The sequence below is a fragment of the Ruegeria sp. HKCCSP351 genome (assembly GCF_017872535.1).
GTDB lineage: Bacteria > Pseudomonadota > Alphaproteobacteria > Rhodobacterales > Rhodobacteraceae > Ruegeria.
This window is the reverse complement of record NZ_JAEDOV010000001.1, coordinates 716746-740129: the sequence shown is the minus strand read 5'-3', so window position 1 is coordinate 740129 and position 23384 is coordinate 716746. Positions and strand designations below refer to the sequence as shown.

Below are 23384 nucleotides of genomic sequence, written 5' to 3'. Positions count from 1 at the left end.
ATCCGAACCCCTTTTTTCGAGTGAGTGGTTGCCGCCCGATAACAAAACGATCAGGTAAGCAAAAGACCCTCACAGACACGGCGCTTCACGACGTAGCGACCTTTTTGTTAGTCCTTGTGATCGTGCAGGATTCGCCGCCGGGTTGTGGCAGATTTCCACTCATCAGTTGAACAGCACAAGTGAATGTCTCTTTGAACGGGGCTGCCCGTCTGCAAGTCGAACGGTTCGATTCGCCGTCCGAACAAAAACAGTACATGCCCTCAGTGGGCTAGGTCTTTCAGCCTGAGGCCAGTTTGGCCGCATTCCAGGACCCGCCCGGAACCTGCATATCCGCGCGTTTCTGGCTGACACGGCTGCTGTTTTCCAGACTGTCCAGATAATCCGCGCTGACGCTGCCAGTAATGTAATTGCCGTCAAAGCAGGAGCAATCAAATCCCTGGATGTCCGGGTTGCCTTCCTGGGCGGCCCAAATCAGGTCCTCCAGATGTTGATAGAACAGCGCATCGGCGCCCAGCTCGTCACGGATCTCTTCGATCTCTTTGCCATTTGCGATCAGTTCGGCCTTGGTCGGCATGTCGATGCCATAGACATTGGGGTATTTGACCGGCGGCGAGGCGCTGGCCACATAAACCTTTTTGGCCCCGGCGTCGCGGCACATCTGAACGATCTTTTTGATGGTGTTGCCGCGCACGATGGAATCGTCGATCAACAGAACGCTGTGGCCTTCGAATTCCAGCGGAACGGCGTTCAGCTTGCGGCGCACGGATTTCTGTCGCTCGGCCTGACCCGGCATGATGAAGGTACGCCCGACGTAGCGGTTCTTCACCAACCCCTCGCGATAGGGGATGCCGGTGATTTTAGCCGCTTCCAGTGCCACGGGGCGGGCGCTGTCGGGTACGGGAATGATCCGATCGATTTCCAGGCCCGAGTCCTGAATTTGTTTCGCCAGCGTCTGTCCCATACGCATCTGGGTTTTATAAACCGAGACACCGTCCAGCAGTGAATCCGGACGTGCCAGATACACATACTCGAAGATACAGGGCGTCAGCTTGCCTTGGACCGCCTGAAACTCGTGCATGTTGCCTTTCAGGTCGATCAGGATGGCTTCGCCCGGGCGCAGATCGCGTAGCTTTTCAAAACTGTTGATGCCAAAGGCCACGTCTTCCGAAGCAAAGGCATAATCGTCCCCCTGACCGTCGACATTGCGCTTTGCGACCGAAAGTGGCCGAATGCCAAATGGATCGCGGAACGCCAGCATGCCGACACCTGCCACCAGACAGATTACCGAATAGGCGCCCTGAACCCGCTCCATCGTCATCTTCACACCGGCAAAGATGTTTCGGATCGGATCCGAATTGCCGTTCACCTTGATGGCGTCAGCCACTTTGTCGGCCAGCACGTTCAGCAAGATTTCCGAATCCGATGTGGTGCGCAGGTGACGGCTGTATTTCCCGGTCACTTTCTCGCGCTGTTCCGCTGTGTTGGTGATGTTGCCGTTGTGAACAAGATAGATACCGTAGGGTGCGTTCACGAAGAAAGGTTGCGCTTCAGCCGCGCTGAGTGATCCGGCCGTGGGATAACGAACATGCCCCATGCCGACATGACCCAAAAGGGTTTCAGCATCCTGGGCGTTGAACACGTCCTTGACCAGACCATTGGCTTTCTTTTCCCGGAAGAATTCGCCGTTGTAGGTCACGATCCCCGAGGCATCCTGACCCCGGTGCTGCAACATCAGCAACCCGTCATAGATCTCAGCAAAGACATCATGTGTCCGGCTTGCGATTCCTAAAATCCCACACATCTACGGGGCTCCAACTTCTATGACGATTTCATTCGAGGATTGGCCGCAGTTCGGCACCGGACTTTCTGCATCTTCAAAGCGGAAATGTTCGCTACACAGGAACAAGACGCCGTTAGGGCGACCATCACTGCGATCAGCGCGCATTCATACAGAAAGGACAAGATCGGTGGCTCCGATTCCGTGGCGGGTTGGCCCCCACATAATGCCTATTGGCGTGGCTGTCATCAAAGGATCACAATAGCCAAATGCCGCAGGCCAAGTTTACGCATGTCGATGTAGAAAAACGAAGATGGTGACATGCGCAAACATATGTGCTGTCATGCATTGGATTGTATACATAACTGCTAAAACTCAGTACCTCGGGGGGACCTGAATGTGGCAACATAAACCTCCTCACAAGAACCAGGAACGGATCAGGCAGCGGTGCCATCGGTGCAGAGGATTGGGACGCGCGTCGTGTCAGATCTGTAACGGAGCGGGCGAGGTCGCCAAAAGCAGAGATATCTTTGGAAAACCAATCTTCAGTCGATGCGACGGGTGCTTTGGCTTGAAAACAATCCGCTGCACGGTGTGTGGTGGCGAGGGGTTTGTCTGATCTGCAACAAAAAAGCCCGGCAGCGCCGGGCTTTAATGAACTGGTGATCGGCCTCTATCAGCCGTTGGAAGGCGCAGTTGTTGTTGGTTCATCGTTTCCAGCCGTGCAACTGGCGACCAGCTCTTCATACTGAGTTGTAACCCACCCCAGAGCTGCCTCGGGGTTTTGTTCCTCAATCTGGCCGCTGAACTGTTCAAACACCTTCGCCGACCGGCTCTCATCAACAATTGTGTAAGACTGGCCGGTCATGACGGTGTCGTAAACGAAGAACGCAATCGCAACCAGAAGAATGCCACGAGCGATGCCGAAGAACAGCCCCAGAGCCTGATCCAGGCCGCCAAGGGCCGAGCGCTGAACCAGCGATGAAAACAGCGGCGTGAAGATACTGACCACGATCAGCGCCACCGCAAAGACCGCCGCAAACCCGGTGATCACAGACAGTTCGCAGCTGTCACGCAGGAAATCTCCGACGACCGGGATTTCCTTGACCAGAGGTACCGCCTGCGGGGCGAAGAGGAACGCCAGAACGGCCGCTGCGACCCAACCCGCGATGGCCAGAACTTCGCGCATAAAGCCGCGCGAATAGGCCAGCAAGCCTGACAGCACGATGATCAGGGCAACCACCCCGTCGACTATTGTAAAACCTTCCATGGCCCTCGCCTGTTCTTTTCTGCCCCTCAAGGCGCGACTTTAACCTGCTCCGAAGGTTTCGCCAACAAACCCCACCAAATCAGAGGGCCGGGTGAGTGTCAGACCTGCCACAGTACCGGTTTTGCCACCTGCCGGAGCTATTGCTGCTGTGAAACCAAGTTTTTGTGCTTCTTTCAACCTGTTTTCTGTCTGCGGAGCCGGTCTAAGTGCCCCGGATAGCGAGATTTCCCCGAAAACGACGGTGTCTGAGGGCAGGGCTGTGTCCTCGCGCGCGCTCAGCAATGCAGCTGCAACAGCCAGATCGGCGGCAGGTTCACTGACCTTCAGCCCTCCGGCCACGTTCAGATAGACGTCGAGACCTGCGAAGGGGATGCTGCAGCGGGCCTCGAGCACGGCGAGGATCATCGCCAGCCGCCCGCTGTCCCATCCCACCACTGTCCGGCGTGGTTGTGAATGGGGGGACGGGGCGACAAGGGCCTGCAATTCGACCAGAACCGGCCGTGTGCCCTCAATCCCGGCAAAGACCGCAGAGCCAGGGCTGGGCGTACCACGTTCCGACAGGAACAAGGCCGAGGGGTTGGTGACCTGCGCAAGCCCTTTGCCTGTCATCTCGAATACGCCAATTTCGTCGGCGGGACCAAAGCGGTTCTTGACTGCCCGCAGAATACGAAACTGATGGCCGCGCTCGCCCTCGAAATACAGCACCGTATCAACCATGTGTTCGACAACACGGGGCCCTGCGATCTGGCCTTCCTTGGTGACGTGCCCGACCATGATGATCGACACACCATGCCGTTTCGCAAAGGCGGTCAATTCATGAGCAGCCGCCCGGACTTGCGACACGGACCCCGGCGCGCTGTCGACATTGTCCGCCCACATGGTCTGGATCGAGTCGATGATCGCCAGACCGGGTTTCTCGGCTTCAAGCGTGGTGAGTATGTCGCGAAGGTTGGTTTCGGCAGCAAGTTGCACCGGAGCATTCTCCAGCCCAAGGCGCCGCGCCCGCATGCGAACCTGTGCACTGGCTTCTTCACCCGAGACATAGATCGTCTTGACGCCAGCACGGGCAAATCGGGCAGCCGCTTGCAGCAGCAGGGTGGATTTGCCGATGCCGGGGTCGCCGCCCACCAACAGGGCGGAGGCCGGGACCAGCCCGCCGCCAAGCACCCGGTCCAGCTCTTCCACTCCGCAGAGCGTGCGGGGTGGTGGCGTTTCCTCGGTTGACAGGTCGGTGAGCGTCATCGACCGCCCGCGTTTCGAGCCCAGCGATTTCTTGGCTGGGCCTGCCGACAGAGGTACGTCCTGGATGATCGAGTTCCACTCGCCGCATCCGTCGCAGCGGCCCGACCAGCGGGAATGGGATGCGCCGCAGGCGGAGCAGGAGAAGGTTGGTTTTGCCATGACGTCTTGGTGCCCGAGGACGGGCGGTTCTTCAAGCCCTTGCAGGGCTTTCTTCGTCGTCAGCGCCCTATGTCCGGGCGTTGGTTTTGCAGTGGCGTTCGGTGAGAAGACCCAAAGCGATGGAGGCAAGGATGCAGGCCGTGAACAGGTAGAGACCCCATGCGGTCTCAACAGTGGCGTAAGAGATACCTTTGGCCAGCGTGATGTAGAGCGCGATCAGGAAGATATCCCCCATCGCCAGCTTGCCTAGGATGTTGAGTGCAGGCTGCACACGGGCATCTAGCAGGTTCCACTGTATCAGGGCGGTGCCAATGGTTTTGATGTAGGGCGCGAAGAGGGCAAAGATGGTGACGATCAGCGCGAGGAAGATGTCGGATTTCCAAAGCGACTGGAGGCCGGTGATGACGCTGATTTCGGTAAGGCCAAAGATCGGCAGGAACCCCGCGCGCATCAGCGGGGCGAACCACGCAATGGGGTAGAGGATCAGGAGGGAGAGGGTGGCGAGGCGGAGGGGCAAATCTACATGCCAATTACAAACAGAAGAAGTGTGAACGCGAGGCTGCCGCAGTCATACTCAAGCATACTGCCGGTCCAGCGCTTTCGGAAGTTATGTCTGGTTTTGATAGCCAACACAAAAAACGAGATTCCGACGATTATATTCGCAACGGGATTCTGTAGCTTATTCGTCAGATACCACAGCAAGAAAATCGTGGCGGCCAGGAGTGCCCAGGTAAGAACACTTATTAGTAGAGAACCGTCCTTTGTCGCCTCGGCATGACGAGCTTCGGCGCCCCAGCCAAATTTCTGTCGTCTGAACGAAGCGACCGCGTCCGAGTACCTCTCGCGTGTGCCGGATGATGACATGAGACCGGGAAGGACACCGGAAGAAGCAAATCCAACACCAGCACAATAATAGATGCCAAGTTCTTTGACAGGTAAAGACAATTCAGCGATTGAGACGACGCCGGTCACCGCACCGCCTCAATCGGCCCCACTGCGCTCCCGCTGATGAACTGCTCCACATAAGGATCACCCGAGGCATCCATCTGGCTGACAGGGCCGGTCCACTGGATCACACCTCCGTGCAGCATGGCCACGTTGTCGGCAATCGCGCGGACCGAGCTCATGTCGTGGGTGATGGTCATCGCGGTGGCGCCCATCTCGGTCACGATTTCGCGGATCAGGTCGTTGATGACGCCGGACATGATCGGGTCGAGGCCGGTGGTGGGTTCGTCAAAAAAGATAATCTCAGGCTCGGCGGCGATGGCGCGGGCAAGGCCCACGCGTTTTTGCATCCCGCCTGACAGTTCCGCCGGAAAGCGGTCGGCCACGTCGGATTTCAGGCCCACGCGGCGCAGTTTTTCAATGGCGATTTCGCGGGCTTCCTCGGTCGGGCGTTTCAGCGAGCCGCGCAGCAGGCGGAAGGCGACGTTCTGCCAGACGGTCAGTGAGTCGAACAGCGCACCGCCCTGAAACAACATTCCAAACCTGGCCAGAAACGCATCCCTGTCACCGGATTGTGCATCTTTGCCGTCCACGTAGATCACGCCACTGTCAGGGTGGATCAAGCCCAGAATGCACTTCAATGCCACCGACTTGCCGGTGCCCGAGCCGCCAATGATCACCATTGAGGTGCCTTTGGGAATCTCAAGGTTCATGCCTTGCAACACACGGTTGTCGCCAAAGGCTTTATGTACGTTCTCCATCCGGATCATAGCGAGAAGAACACCCCTGTGAGAACAAAGTTTGCGGCGAGGATCAACACGGCTGCGGCCTCGACCGACCCTTTCGTAGCGCGACCGACACCCTGTGCGCCGCGGCCCGAATTCATGCCGTAATAGCAACCCATGATAGCCGCGATCACACCAAAGGCTGCGCCCTTGACCAGAGACGATACAATGTCGCGCATCTCAAGGAAATCGACGGTGTTTTTCAGATAGGCCGCCGGGTTGAAGCCCAGATTCTGCGTGGCGACAGTGTACCCGCCCGCAATCCCGATAACGTCACCCACCGCGACCAGCGCAGGTACGGTGATCAGGGCGGCCAGCACACGCGGAGCAGTAAGATACTTCATCGGGTGGGTCGACAGCGTGACCAGAGCGTCGATTTGCTCGGTCACTTTCATCGTGGCGATCTCGGCCGCGATGGACGAGGTCACGCGCGCGGCGATCATCAGGCCGACCAGAACCGGGCCAAGCTCTCGCACCATGCCGATGGCGACGATCTGGGGCACCACGGCCTCGGCGTTGAACCGTGCACCGCCCGCATAGATTTGCAAAGCCAGCGCACCGCCGGTGAAAATGGCGGTCAGGCCGACAACGGGCAGGGACAGCCAGCCGATATTCAGCAGGGCCATCCCGAATTCACGCGGATAGAAGGGTGGGCGCAGGATGTGCGACACTGCATCAAGCGCAAACAGGGCCACCCGGCCAAAGGCCGCGAGCAGGCCCAGCACGGTGCGGCCCAGCCCCCCCAGCGCGCTGATTGGGTTCATTCCACGTAGCCCCGCGAATAGCGATTGCCCATTGATGTCAGGATTTCATAGCCAATTGTACCAGCAGCCTCGGCCAGATCATCAACGGTTTGATGACCGTTGAGAATGCGCAAGCGCTCCGGGTCTTTCGGCAGGTCCGTGACGTCCACGGTTATCAGGTCCATTGAGATACGTCCAACAACCGGGCAGGGTTGGTCGCCCGCAAATGTGTCGATGCCGCCGCCAATAGCGCGATGCAGGCCGTCTGCATAGCCGGCAGCAACGGTGGCGATCCGGGACGGCCGTCGCGCCACCCAGGTGTTTCCATAACCCACGGTCTCGCCCACGGCCAACTTGCGCACCTGAATAACAGGAAGGTCAACGGTTACGACAGGCTTTGCACCGGCAAAGGGCATTCCGCCATAGAGACCGATACCCGGGCGACAGAAGTCAAAATGAAACTCAGGCCCCAAAAGCATCCCGCCCGTCGCTGCCAGAGAGCGCGGCGCAGCGACCCCATTAGTCATCTCGCGGAAGGTTTTCAGTTGTTGCTGGTTCATCGGGTGTTCCGGCTCGTCCGAGCAGGCCAGATGAGACATGATGAGCGCCGGGTTCAAGGCTTCGGCCTTGGGACGCAACTCAGCCCAGTCAGCAGGTTCAAGACCAAGCCGGTTCATACCACTGTCCAGTTGGATACCAAACGGGTGGTCGGGCAGGGCTTCTGTATGGCGTTGAAACTGTTCTGGCGAGTTGATCAGCGGTATCAGGTCGTTGCCGCGCAGCAGATCGGCATCGCCGTCCATATGTCCCGAAAAAACGAAAATCATCGGGCCGGGGCCAACTGCCTCGCGAACGGTTGTGCCTTCTTCTGCGGCAGCCACGAAAAACTTGCGAACGCCTTCTTCTGCCAACATGTCGCTGACAGGTCCTGCGCCCAGCCCATAGGCATCTGCCTTGACCACGGCACCGGTTTCGACCCCGGTTTTCGCGTCGAGTGCCCGCCAGTTTCTGGCGAGGGCCTGAAGATTGATCGTTAAACGTGCAGTACTCATGGGACTGTTCATGACATTGCGCCGTCCAAGGTCAAGAGGGAAAGGGCTTTTTCCGCGACAGATTGCGCCCATCAAACGACAGGTACGGCGGAAAACACCCAAAAAAGCAGACATTTTGGCGACTTACTGCTGTGCTAGGCCGTTTTCGGGATTGTCTTCACATAGGTGTTAAAGTGATCTTGTGAACAAGATCGTCCCATCGCGGCAAAAAACGGTGCGGCGGCATATCCCGAGGAAATCATGGATTTTTATATCGATCAAACGCCAGACCCGTTCGAAACAGCCCGGTTTTTCGCAGATGTGTTTTCGGCGTCGGAAGGCCCGGACGAGGGGACGGTTATCGAAGCTTTTGTTCAAGAGATGATCGATACCACCCCACCACAGGACCTGATGGTGTGCACCGCGCGTCGCGATCAGGTGCCGCTTGGCCGCGCCATCTTTTCCCGATTGCTGTTTCCAGAGGACGCGCGCCGGGTTTTTATCCTGTCGCCTATGGCTGTCAGAACAGACAGGCAAAAAGCCGGGATTGGTCAGGCTTTGATTGCCTATGGTCTGGATTGCCTGCGGGCATCAGGCGTGAACGTGGCGCTCACCTACGGTGATCCCGCTTACTATCGAAAAACAGGTTTCGAACAGATTTCTGAGGCCACTGCACAACCGCCGCTAAAGCTGAGCCATCCGCACGGCTGGCTGGGGCAGTCGCTGGATGGTCAGGCGCTTGCGCCACTCAGCGGCCCGTCGCAATGTGTTTCCGCGTTGAACAATCCGACGCTTTGGTGAGTGCAAGGTTCAAACTGTCAGTGAATAGGCGGGCAAAACTTATTCTTGGTTCGCGCATCAGATCCTGAATCGCGCGAAAGGTTCACAGAACCTTTTTTGCTTTGCCAACAATCAAAAGAAGGTCAGGAAAACCCAAGTAAGGCTGTCCTTTTCGCGATCAATAACCTTCGATTTCACCACCCTGCTGCCAAGGTTTGACAAGATTACCGAACCGGGTGAATTGCGCCTCGAACGACAGCTCGACCGTGCCGATTGGACCGTGGCGCTGTTTGCCAACGATGACCTCGGCCTTGCCGTGCAGGCGTTCCATGGCCTGTTTCCATTCTTCCATCTTCTCAAGCTCGTGATCGCCGGGTTTTTCACGTTCTTTGTAGTATTCCTCGCGGAACACGAACATCACAACATCGGCGTCCTGTTCGATCGAGCCTGATTCACGCAGGTCTGACAGCTGCGGACGTTTGTCGTCGCGGTTTTCGACCTGGCGGGAAAGCTGCGACAGGGCAATCACCGGAATGTTCAGTTCTTTGGCGATTGCTTTCATGCCCATCGAAATCTCGGCAATCTCGTTAACCCGATTGTCGGACATGCCGCGGCAGAGTTGCAGATAGTCGATCACTAGCAGGTCCAGCCCATGCGTGCGTTTCAACCGGCGCGCGCGTGCGGCAAGCTGAGAAATCGGAAGAGCGGGCGTGTCGTCGATAAAAAGCGGGCAGGCTTCAAGTTCTTTGGCCGCATCCACGAAACGGCGGAATTCGGCCTCGGTCATGTCGCCCTGACGGATTTTGTGGCTGGAGATTTCGGACGCCTCAGCCAGAACCCGCCCGGCCAGCTGTTCGGCGCTCATCTCAAGCGAAAAAAAGCCGACGACCCCGCCGTCAATTGCGCCTTCGGAACCATCCGGTTTCAGACCGCGTTTGTACGCTTTGGCCACGTTGAAGGCCACGTTGGTCGCCAGCGAGGTTTTGCCCATCGATGGACGACCCGCGAGAATGATCAGGTCCGAGGGGTGAAGACCACCCAGTTGTTTGTCGAGATCGACCAGACCGGTCGAGATCCCAGCCATGCCGCCACCGCGCTGGTAGGCTTCGTTGGTGACGTTGACGGCTTCTGTGACCGCCTTGAGGAAGGACTGGAACCCCTGTTCGGTCTGGCCCTGCTCGGAAAGCTGATAAAGCTGTTGTTCGGCCTCGACAATTTGTTCTTTCGGTTCGCTGGCTACATCGACCCGCGCGGCCTTGTCGGAGATGTCGCGGCCCAAGCGGATCAACTCGCGCCGGATGGCGAGGTCATAGATCATCTGGGCGTAGTCATGTACCGCAAAGGCGCTGATCGACGCGCCGGCCAGTTTGACCAGATAGGCGGGCCCGCCCAATTCCTTCAGGCCCTCATCCTCGGCCATGAAGGATTTCAGCGTCACAGGCGAGGCCAGCGCGTTCTTTGCAATGCGTGCGGCTGCGACCTCATAAATGCGGGCATGAACCGGGTCATAGAAATGCTCGGACCCAATGATCGAAGCGACCCGGTCGTAAAGGTCGTTATTCGTCAGAATTGCACCCAGAAGCTGCTGTTCAGCCTCAATGGAATGCGGCATGGTTTCGGCGTTCTGAATATGCGCCGCTGCCTGCTCGATACTGCTGATCTCGTTCATCATGTCCCCGCTGCCCGTTCCGAGGTTCTACACGCCACGCCCCGGTTCAAGCTATCTGCAAATGAATGGGGGTAAGTTGGTATAACTGCCCCCCGCCTTGGGATAACTGCCCACCTCAATGGGGATAACTTAGCACCAGTTTTACACGGGCGCAGCGTTATCGCAACATTTGGTGTGGTGGCTGGATATCTTGACTAGATAGGCGTGCTTTGATGCGATTCGAAAATCAACTATCCCCAAGCCGTCCACAGGCTGAAAATCACGATTTTCGCGCGTCCTGCCAGCCTCGCGGATCGTTCAGAAACGCCTCGACCCCGTCAAGTGTTTCCTGATCAAAGGCTTTTTGCGCCTTGGCCTCGGCCAGAACATCCCACCATGTGCAAAGGTGATGCAGCTTTACACCATGGTCGCCCAGCGTCTTCTCGGTTTCGGGGAAGATACCGTAATAGAAGATCACAGCCGTATGCCCGCAGGTGGCACCAGTTTCGCGAATTGCATCGACGAAGGACAGTTTCGAACCGCCATCGGTGGTCAGGTCCTCGACCAGCAGCACACGTTCGCCATCGCTCATCGCGCCTTCAATACGGGCGTTGCGCCCGTAACCTTTGGGCTTCTTGCGCACATAGGTCATCGGCAGCGCCATACGTTCAGCCACCATCGCGGCAAAGGGGATGCCAGCAGTTTCGCCGCCCGCGATATTGTCAAAGGCTTCGAAACCCGCGTCCCGCATTACCGTAACAGTCAGAAAATCCATCAGCGTGGAACGAATGCGCGGGTAGGAGATCAGCTTGCGGCAATCGATATAGGTCGGGCTGGGAAGGCCACTTGCCAGCGTGAACGGCTCGCGCGCGTTGAAGTGGACGGCCTTGATCTCCAGCAGCATCCGGGCCGTCAGGCGAGCGATTTCAGTGCTGTCGGGAAAAGAACTGGGGATCATGGCAGGACCTCGGCGATGAAATGATGTTTCGGGCTGATAGCCCGACCCTTGGCCCGGAGTCGAGAGCTGTTGGAACAAAAGAAAAGCGGACCCCCCTAAGGTCCGCTGTTTCCGGGCATACTGCTATGCGAACACCATCGTCGCTGTGTTACCCTTGCCCGAACATGTTGACCCACCGGATCAGCATTGGTGCCAGACAAATCAGCAATAGGACAGGCATCATGCACATGGCCATCACGGCAGACATCTGCACAGGCAGACGGTTTGCCTTTTCCTGGGCGCGAAGCTCTCGGTCAAGCCGCATGTCAGTGGCGAAGCGGCGTAACGATGCGGATATGCTGGTTCCGTACTGGTTGGATTGCAAAAAGGCGTTCGCGAACGAGTTCATCTCGTCGATACCGACCCGGTTCGCCATGTCCAGAAAGGCGGCCTGACGTTCTTTGCCTGCCTGCAACTCCAGTTGAAGAACCGAAAACTCCTGCGAGATTTCCGGAGCTGCCTTGGCCATTTCATGCGAGACCCGGATCATCGCCGCGTCAAAGCCCAGCCCGGCCTCGATGGCGACTTGCAACAGGTCAAGCGCGTTTGGCAGGCTGTGTTCGATGGCCTGGCGGCGTTTCTTTATGCGACGTCGCAACCACAGTGCCGGGCCATAAAAGCCCAAGACCATCAGTGCCGTCACGACCTGCATCGTGTTAACCCACGTAACACCCTGCAAAAGGTCGGCGATCCCTAACTGAACTTGCGTTTCGATCGGCAAAGCCATGGTTGCAACGAACGCGGCAGGCAACACAAATCCCAGGACGACCCGAAATGTATAATAGGTGCGAATGGCGTGCTTTTGCCGAATTCCGGCTTGTTTCAAAAGCTTGCCGATCCTGGAGCGTTCGCGTTTTGACGACGGGACAAAGGCCTTCAGCAGCCCGTGCGGGTCGCTGTTGTCACCCTGGATAAGGTCAAAATCCTGCCCATGCCCTTGTGAAATCGACCCAACGCGCATGCGACGTGCTGCTGTGTTTTCGCTTGTTGTAAATCCGGCAAAGCCCATGAAGACAAAGAAAACACTAAGGGCGATTCCGACCAACAGGATCAACTGCGGTGTGACGCGCGGATCGTTTAGAATGTCCTGAAGAATATCCATATCCCAATTCCCTTTAGAATCTGAACTTAACCAGCCGTTTCAGGATGAAACCCTGGGCAATTGTCAGGCCAATGATCACTTGGGCGAAGTACGGAAACAGCGGATCGCTGCGTACGTCGCCGTAAAATGTTGGGGTGGAGATCTCGATCGAAAGGTAAATGATGACCGGCAGAATCGTGAGAATAAGGCTGCTCAGGCGACCTTCGGCAGAGATTGCCTTGATCTTCTTTTGCATCGTGTGCCGGTCCCGGATGGTCTGGGACAGAATGCTTAGAACGCGGGACAGGTTGCCGCCGGTTCCATGCTGAATGCCGATACTTACAGCAAGATATTTTGCATCCTCTGTTCCGACGCGGTGCGCAAAGTCGTGAAAGGCGGTCGCGACGTCATCGCCATAGTTGATCTGGTCTTTGATGATGCCAAACTCTGACCCTATCGGATCCGGCAGATCAGAGGCAACGTTTCCAACCGTCACTGCAACAGGGTGGCCCACCTTCAACCCGCGGGCCATCAGGTCTAACGCGTCTGGCAGTTGTTTCGTCAGTTTCTTCGAACGGGCGTCTTTCATGGCGACCAACACGATAACCGGGCCGATGAGGCCGAACACAGCGCTCAGAATGACCGCCAGTTCCGGGGCAAGGAACCGGGAAGCCCCGAAAAAGATCATCAAAACCAGAAGGGAGACGGCGAGCACGACCCAAATCGGGCTGACCGCCAAACCGGCTTGCACAAGCAGACGGCGAAACCGCGTAATCAGCCCAGCTTTTTCACCAGCGGCCATCATTGCGGGATCGCGGAGCAGCTGCAACACCTGATCCGTCGAAGCCCCGTTCTGGATCAGTTTCATGCGGCGGTTTCTGGCTTCGCCATGCGTTTCCTTGCGCGCCAGAAGCTGGTGAACGCCTTCGTAGGCAAGCAGAATACCCAGAAAAATCGACACGTAGATCAGGATGTTCAGTATGTTGGGCTGAAGGTCAATCATGATGCCGTTGCCCCGTGAATAAACATGTTGGTGTCCACATCGACACCAGCCGCCACCAGTTGGTCGAAGCATTTTGGCCGTATGCCGGTCGGCAGGAACTCTCCCAAAACGTCGCCATTCTCAGACTTGCCACGGCGCTTGAAAACAAAGATGTCCTGCATCGTGATCGTATCGTCTTCCATGCCCGTGATTTCCGAGATGCTGACGACCCTGCGTGTCCCGTCGCTCAGTCGGCTGAGTTGCAGGACGATCTGAATGGCCGAGGCGATTTGAGACCGGATGGTTCTGACGGGCAGGTCCGCCCCCAGCATTGTCACCATCTGTTCGACCCGGCTGAGCGCATCGCGGGCCGAATTCGCATGTACGGTCGTCATGGAGCCGTCATGTCCCGTATTCATGGCCTGAAGCATGTCAAAGCATTCGGAACCACGGACTTCGCCGACAATAATGCGATCAGGCCGCATCCTGAGCGCGTTGCGCACCAGATCGCGTTGCGTGATCACCCCTTGACCTTCCGAGTTTGGGGGGCGGGTTTCCAAGCGTACGACATGGCTTTGCTGTAACTGAAGTTCCGCTGCATCTTCGATTGTCACGATACGCTGCTTGCCGTCGATATAGGATGAAACGGCATTCAGCATTGTTGTTTTGCCCGAACCGGTGCCCCCCGAGATCAGAATGTTCAGCCTGGCTTCGACCAGCGCGGCCAGAAGCTTGGCTGCCTGTTCGTTCATGCTGTCCCGCTGGACCAGCTTGTCGATGGTCAAAGGATTGCGCGAGAATTTGCGGATCGACAGCGCCGGTCCATCAACTGAACACGGGCGGATAATCGCGTTGACCCGGCTACCATCTTCCAGACGCGCATCGACCCATGGCTGGGATTCATCAATACGGCGGCCGACCCGGCTGACGATCTTGTCAATGATCCGAAGCAGATGGCGTTCGTCGCGGAAGCGTACGGAGGATTGTTCCAGCAGGCCGAAGCGTTCCACATAGACCTGATCATAAGAGTTGACGAGAATGTCGTTGATCGTCGGGTCTTCCAAAAGAGGTTCCAGCGGGCCCAGACCCATTACTTCGTGAATCAGTTCATCAACTAGGGCTGTAAATGCCTCGGAACGCAAATGCAGGCGTTCGGCCTCGATCAGCCCGGTAACCAGCGCGGCGATCTGACGTTTCAGTTCGGACCGTTCGACCTTGTCGATCACAGACAGGTTCAGACGGTCGAGAAGCTCGCTGTGCAGACGGCTTTTAAGCTCCAGATGCGCTTGCAGGTCAACGTCCACCGGTTCTGGTGTTGCCTTGGACTTTGGTACCTCGATCGGCCGTTCCAGAACCAACACATTCGACTTGGACGCGGCCCGGCGTGATTTGTACTCGTTAAACACGGCGATCTCCCATTATGCAGTTTTTCGTGTGGCTGGCCGGGTGCCTTCGGACATGGACGCAGCCAGTTTCGTCAGAGCCTTGCCAAGGTCCGAATGCGGCTTCATGTCCACAATCGGTCGTCCCAGATCGACTGCGTTTCGTGCAATCTTGGGATTGTCCGGCAGCCAGTGCTTCAGTTTCGTTTCCAGCACTTTTTCGGCCTCGCGTACATGTGCGGGTTTGATCATCGTCTTTCGTTCGCGGTTCACGACAACCTCGACCGGTAGGGCTACGTTTGCCTCGCGATAGAAATCGATCAGGCGCCGGGTCTGGCGAACGCATGGAACCGTCGTGTCAGTAACCAGCGCCAGTTGGTTCGCGCGTTTGAAAATGGGTTCGACCCATTCCACAACGGCACAGGGCAGGTCGATGACAACATAATCGTACCGGCGCTGAAGCAGGTCGAGCATCCCTTCGATCAAGCCCGGTCGTATGGACTGAAGCGGAACCAACGGCGCGGGCGCGCACAACACATCCATGCCGAGCGTGTGGTTCTGAAGGATTGATGTCAGGAAATGATCATCCGGCTCTTCCTGGTTTTCGATGAGCTGGAGGCATCCCCCATTATCTTCAAGATCCAGAAACACGTTCGCGTTTCCAAATTGCAGATCAAAATCCAGAAGCGCGACGCGGCTTTTCGCCTTTTTCCTAAGGAATGATCCTTTTCCGCCCGCCAGCGAGGAGGCAAGGTTTACCGCGACCGTCGACGCTCCAATCCCACCGCGGGATTTTGCAACCGGGATCACTGTACCAAGGGCAGAGGGGCCATTTTGAATGTATCCTTGCGGAAGTGAACGGGACGAAATTTTTTCTGCTACTGCGGCTTTCAGCCCATCCTCGTCAATGGACAGGGGCAGAACCTCGTCAATGCCGATTTTCCGCAACTCGCGGGCGACCGAGATCGAAACGTCATTCTGCGTCAGCGCAACAAACAAGGTGTCGTCTTGTCGATGGGTCAGCAGGTCTTTGACAGCCAGAACCTCGCCCGCGTCGCAGGGGTCGATTTCAAAAATAACCAGGTCATGCTTGAATGCCAGATTGCGCGCCGTGCCGTTCAACGCTTTGAACGAACCCGCATTCTCTGAGATTTCGTTATTTTGACCGGCGGGAAAAGCACTGGCGACCACCTGAGCGACGGTTTCGCTTTCAGATACAAGCATGACGGAATGTGAATTGAGATTAGAAACGTTCTTAACCATTAACCTGACTCTCCTGATGCCAGATCTTCGGCAGGCAGCGAAACGCTGAAATTGGAAAACCCGGCTGTTGAAGGAATTGTGCTGCTGGTTGCGCCCGCAGCGTTTGCAAGCGCGGCCAGCGGCGACACGAACTGAAAATCATTCAGGTTCAGCTCAACCGTGACCATGGGTGTGTAAGGGCCACCCAGGAAGCCCAGATTGGAATTGAAATCATAGGAAAACTGCAAGGCATCAATCGTCGTGCCGGGGGGCAGCAACGGGTTGATGCGCCCCCAGATTTCAGATGCTGTGGTGTTGGTAGCGTCACCCGCACAAGGTGGCGTTACCGGGTCGGCACACACGCCAGTCGACGCATTGCATGGGGTGCCAAAGCGAGGGGACAACGCGGATGTTCCCCGCGTGTGGGTCTGTGGCACACCCGGACACGCCGGAGGGCGCACCACAGCGATGCGCGCCGCCAGCTGTGCCGCCTTCTGCGCGTTCACTCCGCTGTATGACAGCCGACCAAAGTCCAGCAATGCCAGGAACAGGAAGGAAAACAAGGACACCACCACGGCAAATTCGACAAGAACCCCACCATTTTGGTCGCGCATCATCTTGTCCGCGACCTGGCGCCAGATGGCGCGATTATTCCGCAACCTTGTCATTGGCCAAATATCCGCGATGTGTCAGCGACGTCGGTGGTTATCGATGACGCGCCGCTGCCGAAAAGCTTCAGTATGCCCCCCAACGGGAACTGAACGGTGATATTGGCGCTTACCTGACCGACGGGCGCCGGGTTCATGCGATACGTGCCGGACACGCAGGATAGGCTGGGTGTTACCGAGTTGACGGTTATGCTGGGCGGAAACAGGCTGTTGCCATGAATGTCACGCTCGACGATCCCTTTCAGAGTTGTGCTGAGCCCCGCGACTGTTCCGCCAGACGAACAGATATCCGAGGGCGTGACGCGCGACATATAGCGGCTGGCATCCCGGACACCGGCAATGACCGACTGGTACGACCACATAAGGCGTGCGGATTCCAATGTCACCGCCAACAGCAGCAGCATAATCGGCATGACGAGGCCGAACTCGACAAGGATCGCTCCATCGTCGCTTTTGGCGAAGCGCTTGAAAGGGGATTTGAGGCGAATACACATGAACCCTCAGCCCCTACCGATACAACTGTACGACGTCGCGAAAGATGCCGCCAAACCCGTTGCCGCCGCTGCCAACGCCGGTCACATCGGGGAAACCGACGACCTCTCCGTGGATGTCGAAACTGGGGGGTGAGCCACCGTCATCACCGACCGGTTCAGTCAGGAACACGGCAACAAATTTGGTGACCGGAACCCCAGTTGTCGAACCAGATACTGGGTTCAGCGCGCAATCAATACCGGCAGCTGTTACAACGCGCCGTGCCGGGTCGTTGGACATCTGGCTGGAACACATTGGACGGCCGGTTTCGGCAAGTGAAGGGTCAAGAATGGAATTTGCGTTCGGTGCCGCGTAGGGGTTCGTGTTCCCGTAGGCTATTTCCCTCAGATACATTCCATACCGCGTCCCGGAAAAAACGGTATCCGACCCGGACAGTGGTGGCAGATGTGTGTCGCTGCCGATGCCGTCGGCAATCCCATCTGCCAGATCGTGGTTTCGATTAAGGTACCCGGTTCGATCCCAGTTGCCGTCACCGAAACGGTTGTTTCCACCGCAGGTGCCTGCCGTCATGCACAGATCGCGCCCTAGACCGGTTGTATCAGGGGTCGTCTGTTCATTGCCCTGAATGCAAGCGCCGCCACCGTTGCTTTCAATCCCCTTAATAACATTCGGTGCGGGCGCGAAATCGATATTGTTCTTCTCACCGTTGAGAACCGAGCGGTAGATGTCAAAGCGGACGTTGAACGCAGCATTGGTAATGCCGTTTTTCTGGCCGGGTTCGGTGTTCAGACCATTGGTCAGAACACACTGGGTGATCTGGCTTTGCGCCGCGATCAGACAGGCCAGTTTATTGCCCCCTTCGTCGGCACATACACCCGAGCTGTCTTGAAAATTCGCCAGATCAATAAAGCCGAAGTTACCCGGTCCCCAGGCCGTTCCGTTGCCGCCACTGCGCAACAGAATCTGGTCGCCCACAGTCAAAGTGGATTCCCAATTCGGGGGCAGGCAGAACATCAGGGGTGAGATATCGCACGCCGCTTTCGAGTATCCGGCCACTGCCTCGGCTGAAACGCTGGCAGCAGAAAACCCAGCCCCACCAAGCATTTTGTCCAGCGCCGAAGCCAGGCTCATCGTCAGGGACTTGGGTGTCAACACGATCTGCGCGAACCTGGCCTTTCGTGGATCGGTTGTAAGATCTGCGCCAAGCGGGGTCAGATCCGATGCCGGAAGCGCCGAGTGAAACAGGAGGGTATAATCCGACGATCCTGAAAGCGTGGTCGCCCCGTTGGCGAATGTCTGGCTGTCGCTGACAAGATTTGCTGCTGCATTTGTGGCGCGCGTAATCGCGTCCGGTTGGCCATCCAACTCTCCCGCTGCGGCCAAAGCTACGTTGTCGGCGAATGACTGAAGCTCTGCATGTGTCGAATTCAACCGGCCAACGTCCAGTGTGATCGCAAAGAACCCAAGGAATGCGACCAAGGCAGTGCCCCACAGGATCGCGACGGTGCCGTTCTCCTCTTGGGCGAATGCGGATATGATGGCGCGTGTTTGCATGGCTGAACTTATTGGCCAGGTGTCTGACTGACTTTGATTGGGCGAATGCGGGGTTTGACGCGTGGCGTCGTGGATGCCGGCGCAAGCTGCGCATCTTTTTGGGTATCAGGTTGCAATTCGGCGGCGGGCGCAGTTTCTGTTGCCTGTTCCGCTTCTTCCTGTTGCCGCTGGATGGTCACAACCTCGGTCTCGGTTCCCCGGCGCAGCTTTACAGTGGGTTGAATATCAACCTTTTCTACCGGCCCTTCTTCCTGCAACAGATCGCGCAGGCGAACCATTTCCATGGGTTCATCCTCGACGCTGTCCAGGGTGCGCAGTGTCAAACTTAGTGTTCCGGCCTTTTGAGCCAGGGCCAGACGTTGACCTTGCTGCGGGGTCACTTCCACCGTGATTGTGCGGGCGACCTCCGGCTGATCGCTTAATTCTTCCGACTGCTGGTCCACGCCAATGACGCGAATATTCTGCAAGATGGTGACCGCGCGCAGGTCCTGCTTGGCACCTTGGGTCAAGACGATATCAACGTGATCGCCCGGGGTAACAAAACCGCCCACGGCCGTTACAGCATCGACCTCAATCGCCATGGCGCGTGTGTTTTCACCCAACTTCTGAACAAGGGTGACTTTTTCTCCAAAGTTCGAAACCTTGGAAAGAAGCATTACTTCGCCGGGATAGAACCGGCCCTTGGCGCGCCGCAGCTGACGGCGATTGTTTGGAACAAGTACATCAATGTCCGTGAAAACTCCGGCCGGGAGCGCCTCGCGCGGCCAGGGGTGAATTGTGACGTCGTGCGCTTCGATCGTTTGGCCAAAAGCGATTTCTGATCGGGCCACGTAGATCTCAACCAGATCGGCATCTGGTGAGATACCGGCAGTGCTTGTCTTAAACTGAATGTGATCCTTCGCCAGGTAAACGGAACCGGACGCTATCGCAATTCCAAACAGTGTAGAAATGATTGGCCTGATACGCATCACTCTCTCCAACAATTACGTTCTGAAATATGGAACTTCGGTCGTCCTGCTTTCGCGAAATTCCTGGCGGTGAACTCTGCGCCGCAACAGTGGCGCGGCGGCGCAGAACTCTGTATTTTGGTAAGTGTGTTTGGGTCAGCAGGTCGCGCTACCCAGAGCAGCGCATGCACCAGTCACATTTGTGTTGGTAGTGGTGCCCAGGTACGAGAATGCGCCAACTGCAATCGACGCCACGACCAAAAGAGCCAGGCCATATTCGACAATTGCCGCACCGCTTTCATTCTTAACGAACTTCTTCATGAATTTAGTCATTATTTCCCCCAAATAGGTTAGACGTTTTCAGCGCTCTGTATTTCTGAGCGCAAGCCAGGCGAAAATGCATTAGCTCGGGGATCAGAATAGGTTCGGGGGATTTAGGTGCCTTCCTTCAAAGGTAAGTGAAATACACTCTATAATTGAAACATGCTAACAAAAATGCTCTTTGGGGCGAATACTTTTAACCCTGAATTAACAACATATTAACAAATTCCGAATCGCTTATTTTCGGAAACAATGAGAGGCGTGGGATCGGAATTGTGAGCGAGACGGGTGTTGATTTCTGCTGACTGACTAGGCGTTCACTGGATGGCGACGCGAGGTTTAGTGATGATGAGCTAAAGAAAAATATAATAAAAACAAATAACTATTTTGCACTCGAAGACTTTGCCAAAAAATATTGCCCCGCAGACAAGCTGATAATTCCGATTGCTGAGACTACCTGAGGGGTTCAAATTTGTTGTTGTAAGCCGAACCTGTTTGTTGGGTCGGTCTGTTTTGTTGAATGGTTAATTGTTATGAGTGTGAGTTTCTTAAAGAGCGCTCAGGCGAGGGAGAGTCTGAACTTCGTTGTTGAGTGGACTCAGGCCCTATGCGGTAATGGTTCCCTATCAAGGGCTGTAAATTGTTTAATGTGCCTGGCAAACGCTGATGCGGTTCTAATTGTCAGAACGTCCAAAAAGGATAGGAAAGCCAAGCATATTGCGCGCTGCTGCGTCCAGCAGGGAAAAATCTGGCCTTCACAGCCGCATACACAGGCAGAGTTGGTAATTGGGGATAGTATATCAACTGCGAAACCGGGTTCTGTATGGAAACTATCAGATCTGGTGTTTTCCGACACAACATCAATGACCCACAATCGGCTTCAAAGGCCTGAAGGGCTGGTGGAGGTTATACTAATTCCGCTGGACGTAACTGGGGTGCAAGTCGATTACATTGAACTGCATTACAGTATCCGCCCGCAGGCCTGCGAATTGGATCTGCTAACTGCTCTGGCACCAACACTATCTTCTGGCTGGGGCAAACGTTTGCCCGGAACGGTTGCTGCCTGTTCCGAGGTTCTTCGGAGTCACCGGTCCAAATTCAACAGCAACAATCGCTTTGTCCCGATCCTTGATCCACACAATCCGGCCGACCTCAGCAGATGCGAGTTTCGGGTGTGCGCGATGATGAAAGAGGGAATGACTGTGAAGACGATTTCGGAGACTCTGTCTATTGGCCCGACAACAGTTCGTTCGCACCTAAGTTCCATTTTTTCCAAGACAGGGGCGACGAGCCAGGTCGAGCTTTTGCATCTGTTAAACCGAAACGTTGATGCTGACAGGGGTTTTGCTCAGATCGCGGGTTAGTTAACCGAATGTATTGCTACCGGGACGACCTGAAGACCGTTTTGGTTGTCAAGGGATCCATCCGCCGTCATGGTCACGCCCTTAATGGTGCCGCGCAGATCGAACAACCGCTGAACTGTGTCGCAATTTCGTCGGCTGTTTCGTAAATTTCTTTTTCGGCCGCAGTTTTACCCCCTATTTCGGTATAGGAAACCTGACTCGCTCGCCATAGACGTATGTCGCTTTTGCTTGGGTTAAACAACCTTACGGAGTAGGGAGAGAGTGCTTGATTTTTTTGTCCATCCAGCCTGATTGTATCTGTTGGCGAAATAATATCCTTTTTTGTTAATTACTTAGTCGTTGTTCATGATTTCGCGACAACATTAACATAATGTGAACAATGTATTCTCTGAGTGTTCAACTGGTTCGGGGCATACTGATCGCACAGGCCGGGCAAACCACGTCCGGTTGAATGGAAGGGGAACAGCATGATCAAGACTGCTATTGAGGTTGCGCCGTATGCATGTGCGACAATGCAACCCCAAGATCCCGTCATGAACGGTGAAGTTTCAAACAATACGAATTCGAGCAGCAGTCGCTTCCCTCCTATCGAAAATGCACTATCGGAAATTGTTAATAACAAGCGACTTGAAGAGGCGAACCGGGACTTCTGAAAATCAGAACGTCCGATAGGCTTCCAGATCAACAAGGTCAGGAAAATTAGAGCCCGCTCCGAAATGGAGCGGGCTTAATCTTTTTTCAAGTTCCAATGCCAACGTGCGAAGGACATACGTGCCAAGCACCCTGGTGGACCGGTATCTTTTTAAGAAAGTCGGGCCAGCCAAACGGCTGGTAAACACTTAGCTGGCCCGGTCTTTTGCCCACTTCCTAAGAACGAGGACAAAAGCCGTTAGCTATCCAGGCCAAGCATTGACTTTACAGCAGCCTCAACCTCATCGGTGACCGGTTTGTTCGCTGCGTCTTCCAGTGCCGCGCGCTCATCGAGTGACTGTTGCTCAACGGCATCTGCCAGGTCTTCGACGTCTTGCACGGCTTCCTCGTATTCCAAGGCGGCCTGTTTTTCGGCATTCAGGTTGTCTGCCGTGTCTTTTGAAGCCTGCAGATCATCGTTTGCTGCCTGAAGGGCGTCCTCGATATCAGGATCGGTGCCTCCCGCGTCGGCCAGCTGCTGTTCAAGATCATCAACGATGTCCTGCTTTTCCTGAACATCGGCCAGAGCATCCTCTAGGTCGTCGTTTATTTCTTCACTGGAACGATCTGGTGGAGTCATCTCATCCAGAAGCTCTTGTTTTTCAGCAAGTTCTGCGCGGATACTTTCGCCAGCCAGAACTGTATCGCGATAATTTGCAATACGACCGACGCGCGAATTCGGGGCGGCGTTCTGAAGGGCCTTCTCACTTGCGTTGGCTGCGTTCAGTGCGCCCAGTTCCGAAGGGTGGACGCCCAGCGCGGCAGCCAGTTTATTCCCCTTCTTGCGGGTCTCGGTCAGGTCCGTTTCCTCGATCTGAACCTTAGGTTTTTTAGTGTGCGCGGCCGGTGCGGTTTTGGTCTGAGTTTTCCTAGACTTCTTACCGGTAAACAGTTCTTTCAAAGAGAACGATTTTCCCTTCGAGGTTTTTGACTTCGAGCCCTTTGCGCCAGAGGTTGTGCGCCCTGACTTGCCGGCGGATTTCGAACCGCCACCTTTGGTCGCGCCATTACCGCCGCTGTTGCCTTTGCCCTTTCCGGCACTGTCGCTGTTTCCTTTGCCACCACCGTTACCACCGCCGTTTCCGTTACCACCACCATTGCCACCGCCGTTTCCTTTACCGCCGCCTTTGCCATCTTTTGCATAAGCCACGTCAGGAAATGCAATCGCGCCAACAATTGCGGTGGAGCCTAACATTGCGATTGCGAGTGCAGAGGCTTTCAGCAAGCCGGTCATATTGGTTTTCATAGCGTTCCTCGTAAATCGAAGGCGTGTTTCAGTGGTCC

General features: G+C 56.0%; 23 protein-coding genes. 3 read left to right on the top strand and 20 right to left on the bottom strand.

The annotated features are described in order from the left end of the window. Positions 1 to 277: 277 nt before the first annotated feature. From purF to alr, 8 genes are all read right to left on the bottom strand, one after another. Positions 278 to 1801 carry an amidophosphoribosyltransferase gene (gene purF / locus I9182_RS03620; protein ID WP_209596569.1) on the bottom strand — a complete coding sequence of 508 codons (1524 nt, stop codon included), beginning with the start codon at positions 1799 to 1801 and terminating at the stop codon, positions 278 to 280. 652 nt (positions 1802 to 2453) lie between these two features. Further along, complete coding sequence (locus I9182_RS03615) at positions 2454 to 3047, bottom strand: CvpA family protein (protein ID WP_209596567.1); 594 nt, start codon at positions 3045 to 3047, stop codon at positions 2454 to 2456. A 39-nt stretch (positions 3048 to 3086) separates the two neighbouring features. Beyond that, a complete protein-coding gene (radA, locus tag I9182_RS03610) occupies positions 3087 to 4448 on the bottom strand; it encodes a DNA repair protein RadA (protein WP_209596565.1) in 1362 nt (453 codons plus the stop codon). A 67-nt stretch (positions 4449 to 4515) separates the two neighbouring features. After that, the gene (locus I9182_RS03605; protein ID WP_209596563.1) at positions 4516 to 4965 is read right to left on the bottom strand and encodes a paraquat-inducible protein A; all 450 of its coding nucleotides are present in this window, start codon (positions 4963 to 4965) and stop codon (positions 4516 to 4518) included. A 2-nt stretch (positions 4966 to 4967) separates the two neighbouring features. Next, positions 4968 to 5420 (bottom strand): hypothetical protein, encoded by a 453-nt coding sequence (locus tag I9182_RS03600; protein ID WP_209596561.1) that lies wholly within the window; start codon positions 5418 to 5420, stop codon positions 4968 to 4970. Continuing rightward, positions 5417 to 6163: an ABC transporter ATP-binding protein gene (locus I9182_RS03595; RefSeq protein WP_209596559.1), complete on the bottom strand. Its 747-nt coding sequence runs from the start codon at positions 6161 to 6163 to the stop codon at positions 5417 to 5419. The genes I9182_RS03600 and I9182_RS03595 overlap by 4 nt, the downstream gene beginning before the upstream one ends. Further along, entirely contained in the window at positions 6160 to 6942 is a 783-nt protein-coding gene (locus I9182_RS03590) for an ABC transporter permease (protein ID WP_209503739.1), read from the bottom strand. The genes I9182_RS03595 and I9182_RS03590 overlap by 4 nt, the downstream gene beginning before the upstream one ends. Next, positions 6939 to 7973 carry an alanine racemase gene (gene alr, locus I9182_RS03585; RefSeq protein WP_209596557.1) on the bottom strand — a complete coding sequence of 345 codons (1035 nt, stop codon included), beginning with the start codon at positions 7971 to 7973 and terminating at the stop codon, positions 6939 to 6941. The genes I9182_RS03590 and alr overlap by 4 nt, the downstream gene beginning before the upstream one ends. A gap of 240 nt (positions 7974 to 8213) precedes the next feature. Here alr and I9182_RS03580 point away from each other — a divergent pair, with 240 nt between their 5' ends. Further along, positions 8214 to 8753, top strand: a complete 540-nt coding sequence (locus I9182_RS03580) for an N-acetyltransferase (protein WP_209596555.1) — start codon at positions 8214 to 8216, stop codon at positions 8751 to 8753. Between the two features lie 157 nt (positions 8754 to 8910). Here I9182_RS03580 and I9182_RS03575 read toward each other — a convergent pair whose 3' ends face one another. From I9182_RS03575 to I9182_RS03525, 11 genes are all read right to left on the bottom strand, one after another. Beyond that, on the bottom strand, positions 8911 to 10401 hold the full coding sequence (locus I9182_RS03575; RefSeq protein ID WP_209504877.1) for a replicative DNA helicase: 1491 nt from the start codon (positions 10399 to 10401) through the stop codon (positions 8911 to 8913). A gap of 259 nt (positions 10402 to 10660) precedes the next feature. Then, entirely contained in the window at positions 10661 to 11338 is a 678-nt protein-coding gene (locus I9182_RS03570; protein ID WP_209596545.1) for an orotate phosphoribosyltransferase, read from the bottom strand. Positions 11339 to 11486: 148 nt separating this feature from the next. Beyond that, the gene (locus I9182_RS03565) at positions 11487 to 12479 is read right to left on the bottom strand and encodes a type II secretion system F family protein (protein ID WP_209503743.1); all 993 of its coding nucleotides are present in this window, start codon (positions 12477 to 12479) and stop codon (positions 11487 to 11489) included. Between the two features lie 13 nt (positions 12480 to 12492). After that, positions 12493 to 13461: a type II secretion system F family protein gene (locus I9182_RS03560; RefSeq protein WP_209596543.1), complete on the bottom strand. Its 969-nt coding sequence runs from the start codon at positions 13459 to 13461 to the stop codon at positions 12493 to 12495. Beyond that, positions 13458 to 14846, bottom strand: a complete 1389-nt coding sequence (locus I9182_RS03555) for a CpaF family protein (RefSeq protein ID WP_348540371.1) — start codon at positions 14844 to 14846, stop codon at positions 13458 to 13460. Before I9182_RS03555 ends, I9182_RS03560 begins: the two co-directional genes overlap by 4 nt. Positions 14847 to 14858: 12 nt before the next feature. Then, positions 14859 to 16046: an AAA family ATPase gene (locus I9182_RS03550; protein WP_209596541.1), complete on the bottom strand. Its 1188-nt coding sequence runs from the start codon at positions 16044 to 16046 to the stop codon at positions 14859 to 14861. A 38-nt stretch (positions 16047 to 16084) separates the two neighbouring features. Continuing rightward, entirely contained in the window at positions 16085 to 16732 is a 648-nt protein-coding gene (locus tag I9182_RS03545; protein ID WP_245220402.1) for a TadE/TadG family type IV pilus assembly protein, read from the bottom strand. After that, the gene (locus I9182_RS03540) at positions 16729 to 17226 is read right to left on the bottom strand and encodes a TadE family protein (protein WP_209503746.1); all 498 of its coding nucleotides are present in this window, start codon (positions 17224 to 17226) and stop codon (positions 16729 to 16731) included. Before I9182_RS03540 ends, I9182_RS03545 begins: the two co-directional genes overlap by 4 nt. A 13-nt stretch (positions 17227 to 17239) precedes the next feature. Continuing rightward, complete coding sequence (locus tag I9182_RS03535; protein ID WP_209503747.1) at positions 17240 to 18778, bottom strand: Tad domain-containing protein; 1539 nt, start codon at positions 18776 to 18778, stop codon at positions 17240 to 17242. An 8-nt stretch (positions 18779 to 18786) separates the two neighbouring features. Next, positions 18787 to 19746, bottom strand: coding sequence for a Flp pilus assembly protein CpaB (gene cpaB, locus I9182_RS03530; RefSeq protein WP_209596539.1), 960 nt, complete (start codon positions 19744 to 19746; stop codon positions 18787 to 18789). Positions 19747 to 19881: 135 nt separating this feature from the next. Then, entirely contained in the window at positions 19882 to 20058 is a 177-nt protein-coding gene (locus I9182_RS03525) for a Flp family type IVb pilin (RefSeq protein WP_209503749.1), read from the bottom strand. Positions 20059 to 20909: 851 nt separating this feature from the next. On the opposite strand from I9182_RS03525, the gene I9182_RS03520 reads away from it, so the two are divergent. Together I9182_RS03520 and I9182_RS03515 are read left to right on the top strand one after the other, a co-directional pair. Next, the gene (locus I9182_RS03520; RefSeq protein WP_209596537.1) at positions 20910 to 21410 is read left to right on the top strand and encodes a helix-turn-helix transcriptional regulator; all 501 of its coding nucleotides are present in this window, start codon (positions 20910 to 20912) and stop codon (positions 21408 to 21410) included. A gap of 467 nt (positions 21411 to 21877) precedes the next feature. After that, entirely contained in the window at positions 21878 to 22063 is a 186-nt protein-coding gene (locus I9182_RS03515; protein ID WP_209503751.1) for a hypothetical protein, read from the top strand. A 236-nt stretch (positions 22064 to 22299) separates the two neighbouring features. On the opposite strand, the gene I9182_RS03510 is transcribed toward I9182_RS03515, so the two are convergent. Beyond that, positions 22300 to 23346 carry a hypothetical protein gene (locus tag I9182_RS03510; protein WP_209596536.1) on the bottom strand — a complete coding sequence of 349 codons (1047 nt, stop codon included), beginning with the start codon at positions 23344 to 23346 and terminating at the stop codon, positions 22300 to 22302. Positions 23347 to 23384: the final 38 nt, after the last annotated feature.

Bases quoted from the DNA above. Each gene is read 5' to 3' on its own strand.
- I9182_RS03580 (WP_209596555.1), top strand. From the start codon at position 8,214: ATGGATTTTTATATCGATCAAACGCCAGACCCGTTCGAAACAGCCCGG.
- I9182_RS03520 (WP_209596537.1), top strand. From the start codon at position 20,910: ATGACCCACAATCGGCTTCAAAGGCCTGAAGGGCTGGTGGAGGTTATA.
- I9182_RS03515 (WP_209503751.1), top strand. From the start codon at position 21,878: ATGATCAAGACTGCTATTGAGGTTGCGCCGTATGCATGTGCGACAATG.
- I9182_RS03615 (WP_209596567.1), bottom strand. From the start codon at position 3,047: ATGGAAGGTTTTACAATAGTCGACGGGGTGGTTGCCCTGATCATCGTG.
- purF (WP_209596569.1), bottom strand. From the start codon at position 1,801: ATGTGTGGGATTTTAGGAATCGCAAGCCGGACACATGATGTCTTTGCT.
- I9182_RS03575 (WP_209504877.1), bottom strand. From the start codon at position 10,401: ATGAACGAGATCAGCAGTATCGAGCAGGCAGCGGCGCATATTCAGAAC.
- I9182_RS03510 (WP_209596536.1), bottom strand. From the start codon at position 23,346: ATGAAAACCAATATGACCGGCTTGCTGAAAGCCTCTGCACTCGCAATC.
- I9182_RS03595 (WP_209596559.1), bottom strand. From the start codon at position 6,163: ATGATCCGGATGGAGAACGTACATAAAGCCTTTGGCGACAACCGTGTG.
- cpaB (WP_209596539.1), bottom strand. From the start codon at position 19,746: ATGCGTATCAGGCCAATCATTTCTACACTGTTTGGAATTGCGATAGCG.
- I9182_RS03560 (WP_209596543.1), bottom strand. From the start codon at position 13,461: ATGATTGACCTTCAGCCCAACATACTGAACATCCTGATCTACGTGTCG.
- I9182_RS03525 (WP_209503749.1), bottom strand. From the start codon at position 20,058: ATGACTAAATTCATGAAGAAGTTCGTTAAGAATGAAAGCGGTGCGGCA.
- I9182_RS03545 (WP_245220402.1), bottom strand. From the start codon at position 16,732: ATGACAAGGTTGCGGAATAATCGCGCCATCTGGCGCCAGGTCGCGGAC.
- I9182_RS03535 (WP_209503747.1), bottom strand. From the start codon at position 18,778: ATGCAAACACGCGCCATCATATCCGCATTCGCCCAAGAGGAGAACGGC.
- I9182_RS03570 (WP_209596545.1), bottom strand. From the start codon at position 11,338: ATGATCCCCAGTTCTTTTCCCGACAGCACTGAAATCGCTCGCCTGACG.
- I9182_RS03565 (WP_209503743.1), bottom strand. From the start codon at position 12,479: ATGGATATTCTTCAGGACATTCTAAACGATCCGCGCGTCACACCGCAG.
- alr (WP_209596557.1), bottom strand. From the start codon at position 7,973: ATGAGTACTGCACGTTTAACGATCAATCTTCAGGCCCTCGCCAGAAAC.
- I9182_RS03590 (WP_209503739.1), bottom strand. From the start codon at position 6,942: ATGAACCCAATCAGCGCGCTGGGGGGGCTGGGCCGCACCGTGCTGGGC.
- I9182_RS03550 (WP_209596541.1), bottom strand. From the start codon at position 16,046: ATGCTTGTATCTGAAAGCGAAACCGTCGCTCAGGTGGTCGCCAGTGCT.
- radA (WP_209596565.1), bottom strand. From the start codon at position 4,448: ATGGCAAAACCAACCTTCTCCTGCTCCGCCTGCGGCGCATCCCATTCC.
- I9182_RS03540 (WP_209503746.1), bottom strand. From the start codon at position 17,226: ATGTGTATTCGCCTCAAATCCCCTTTCAAGCGCTTCGCCAAAAGCGAC.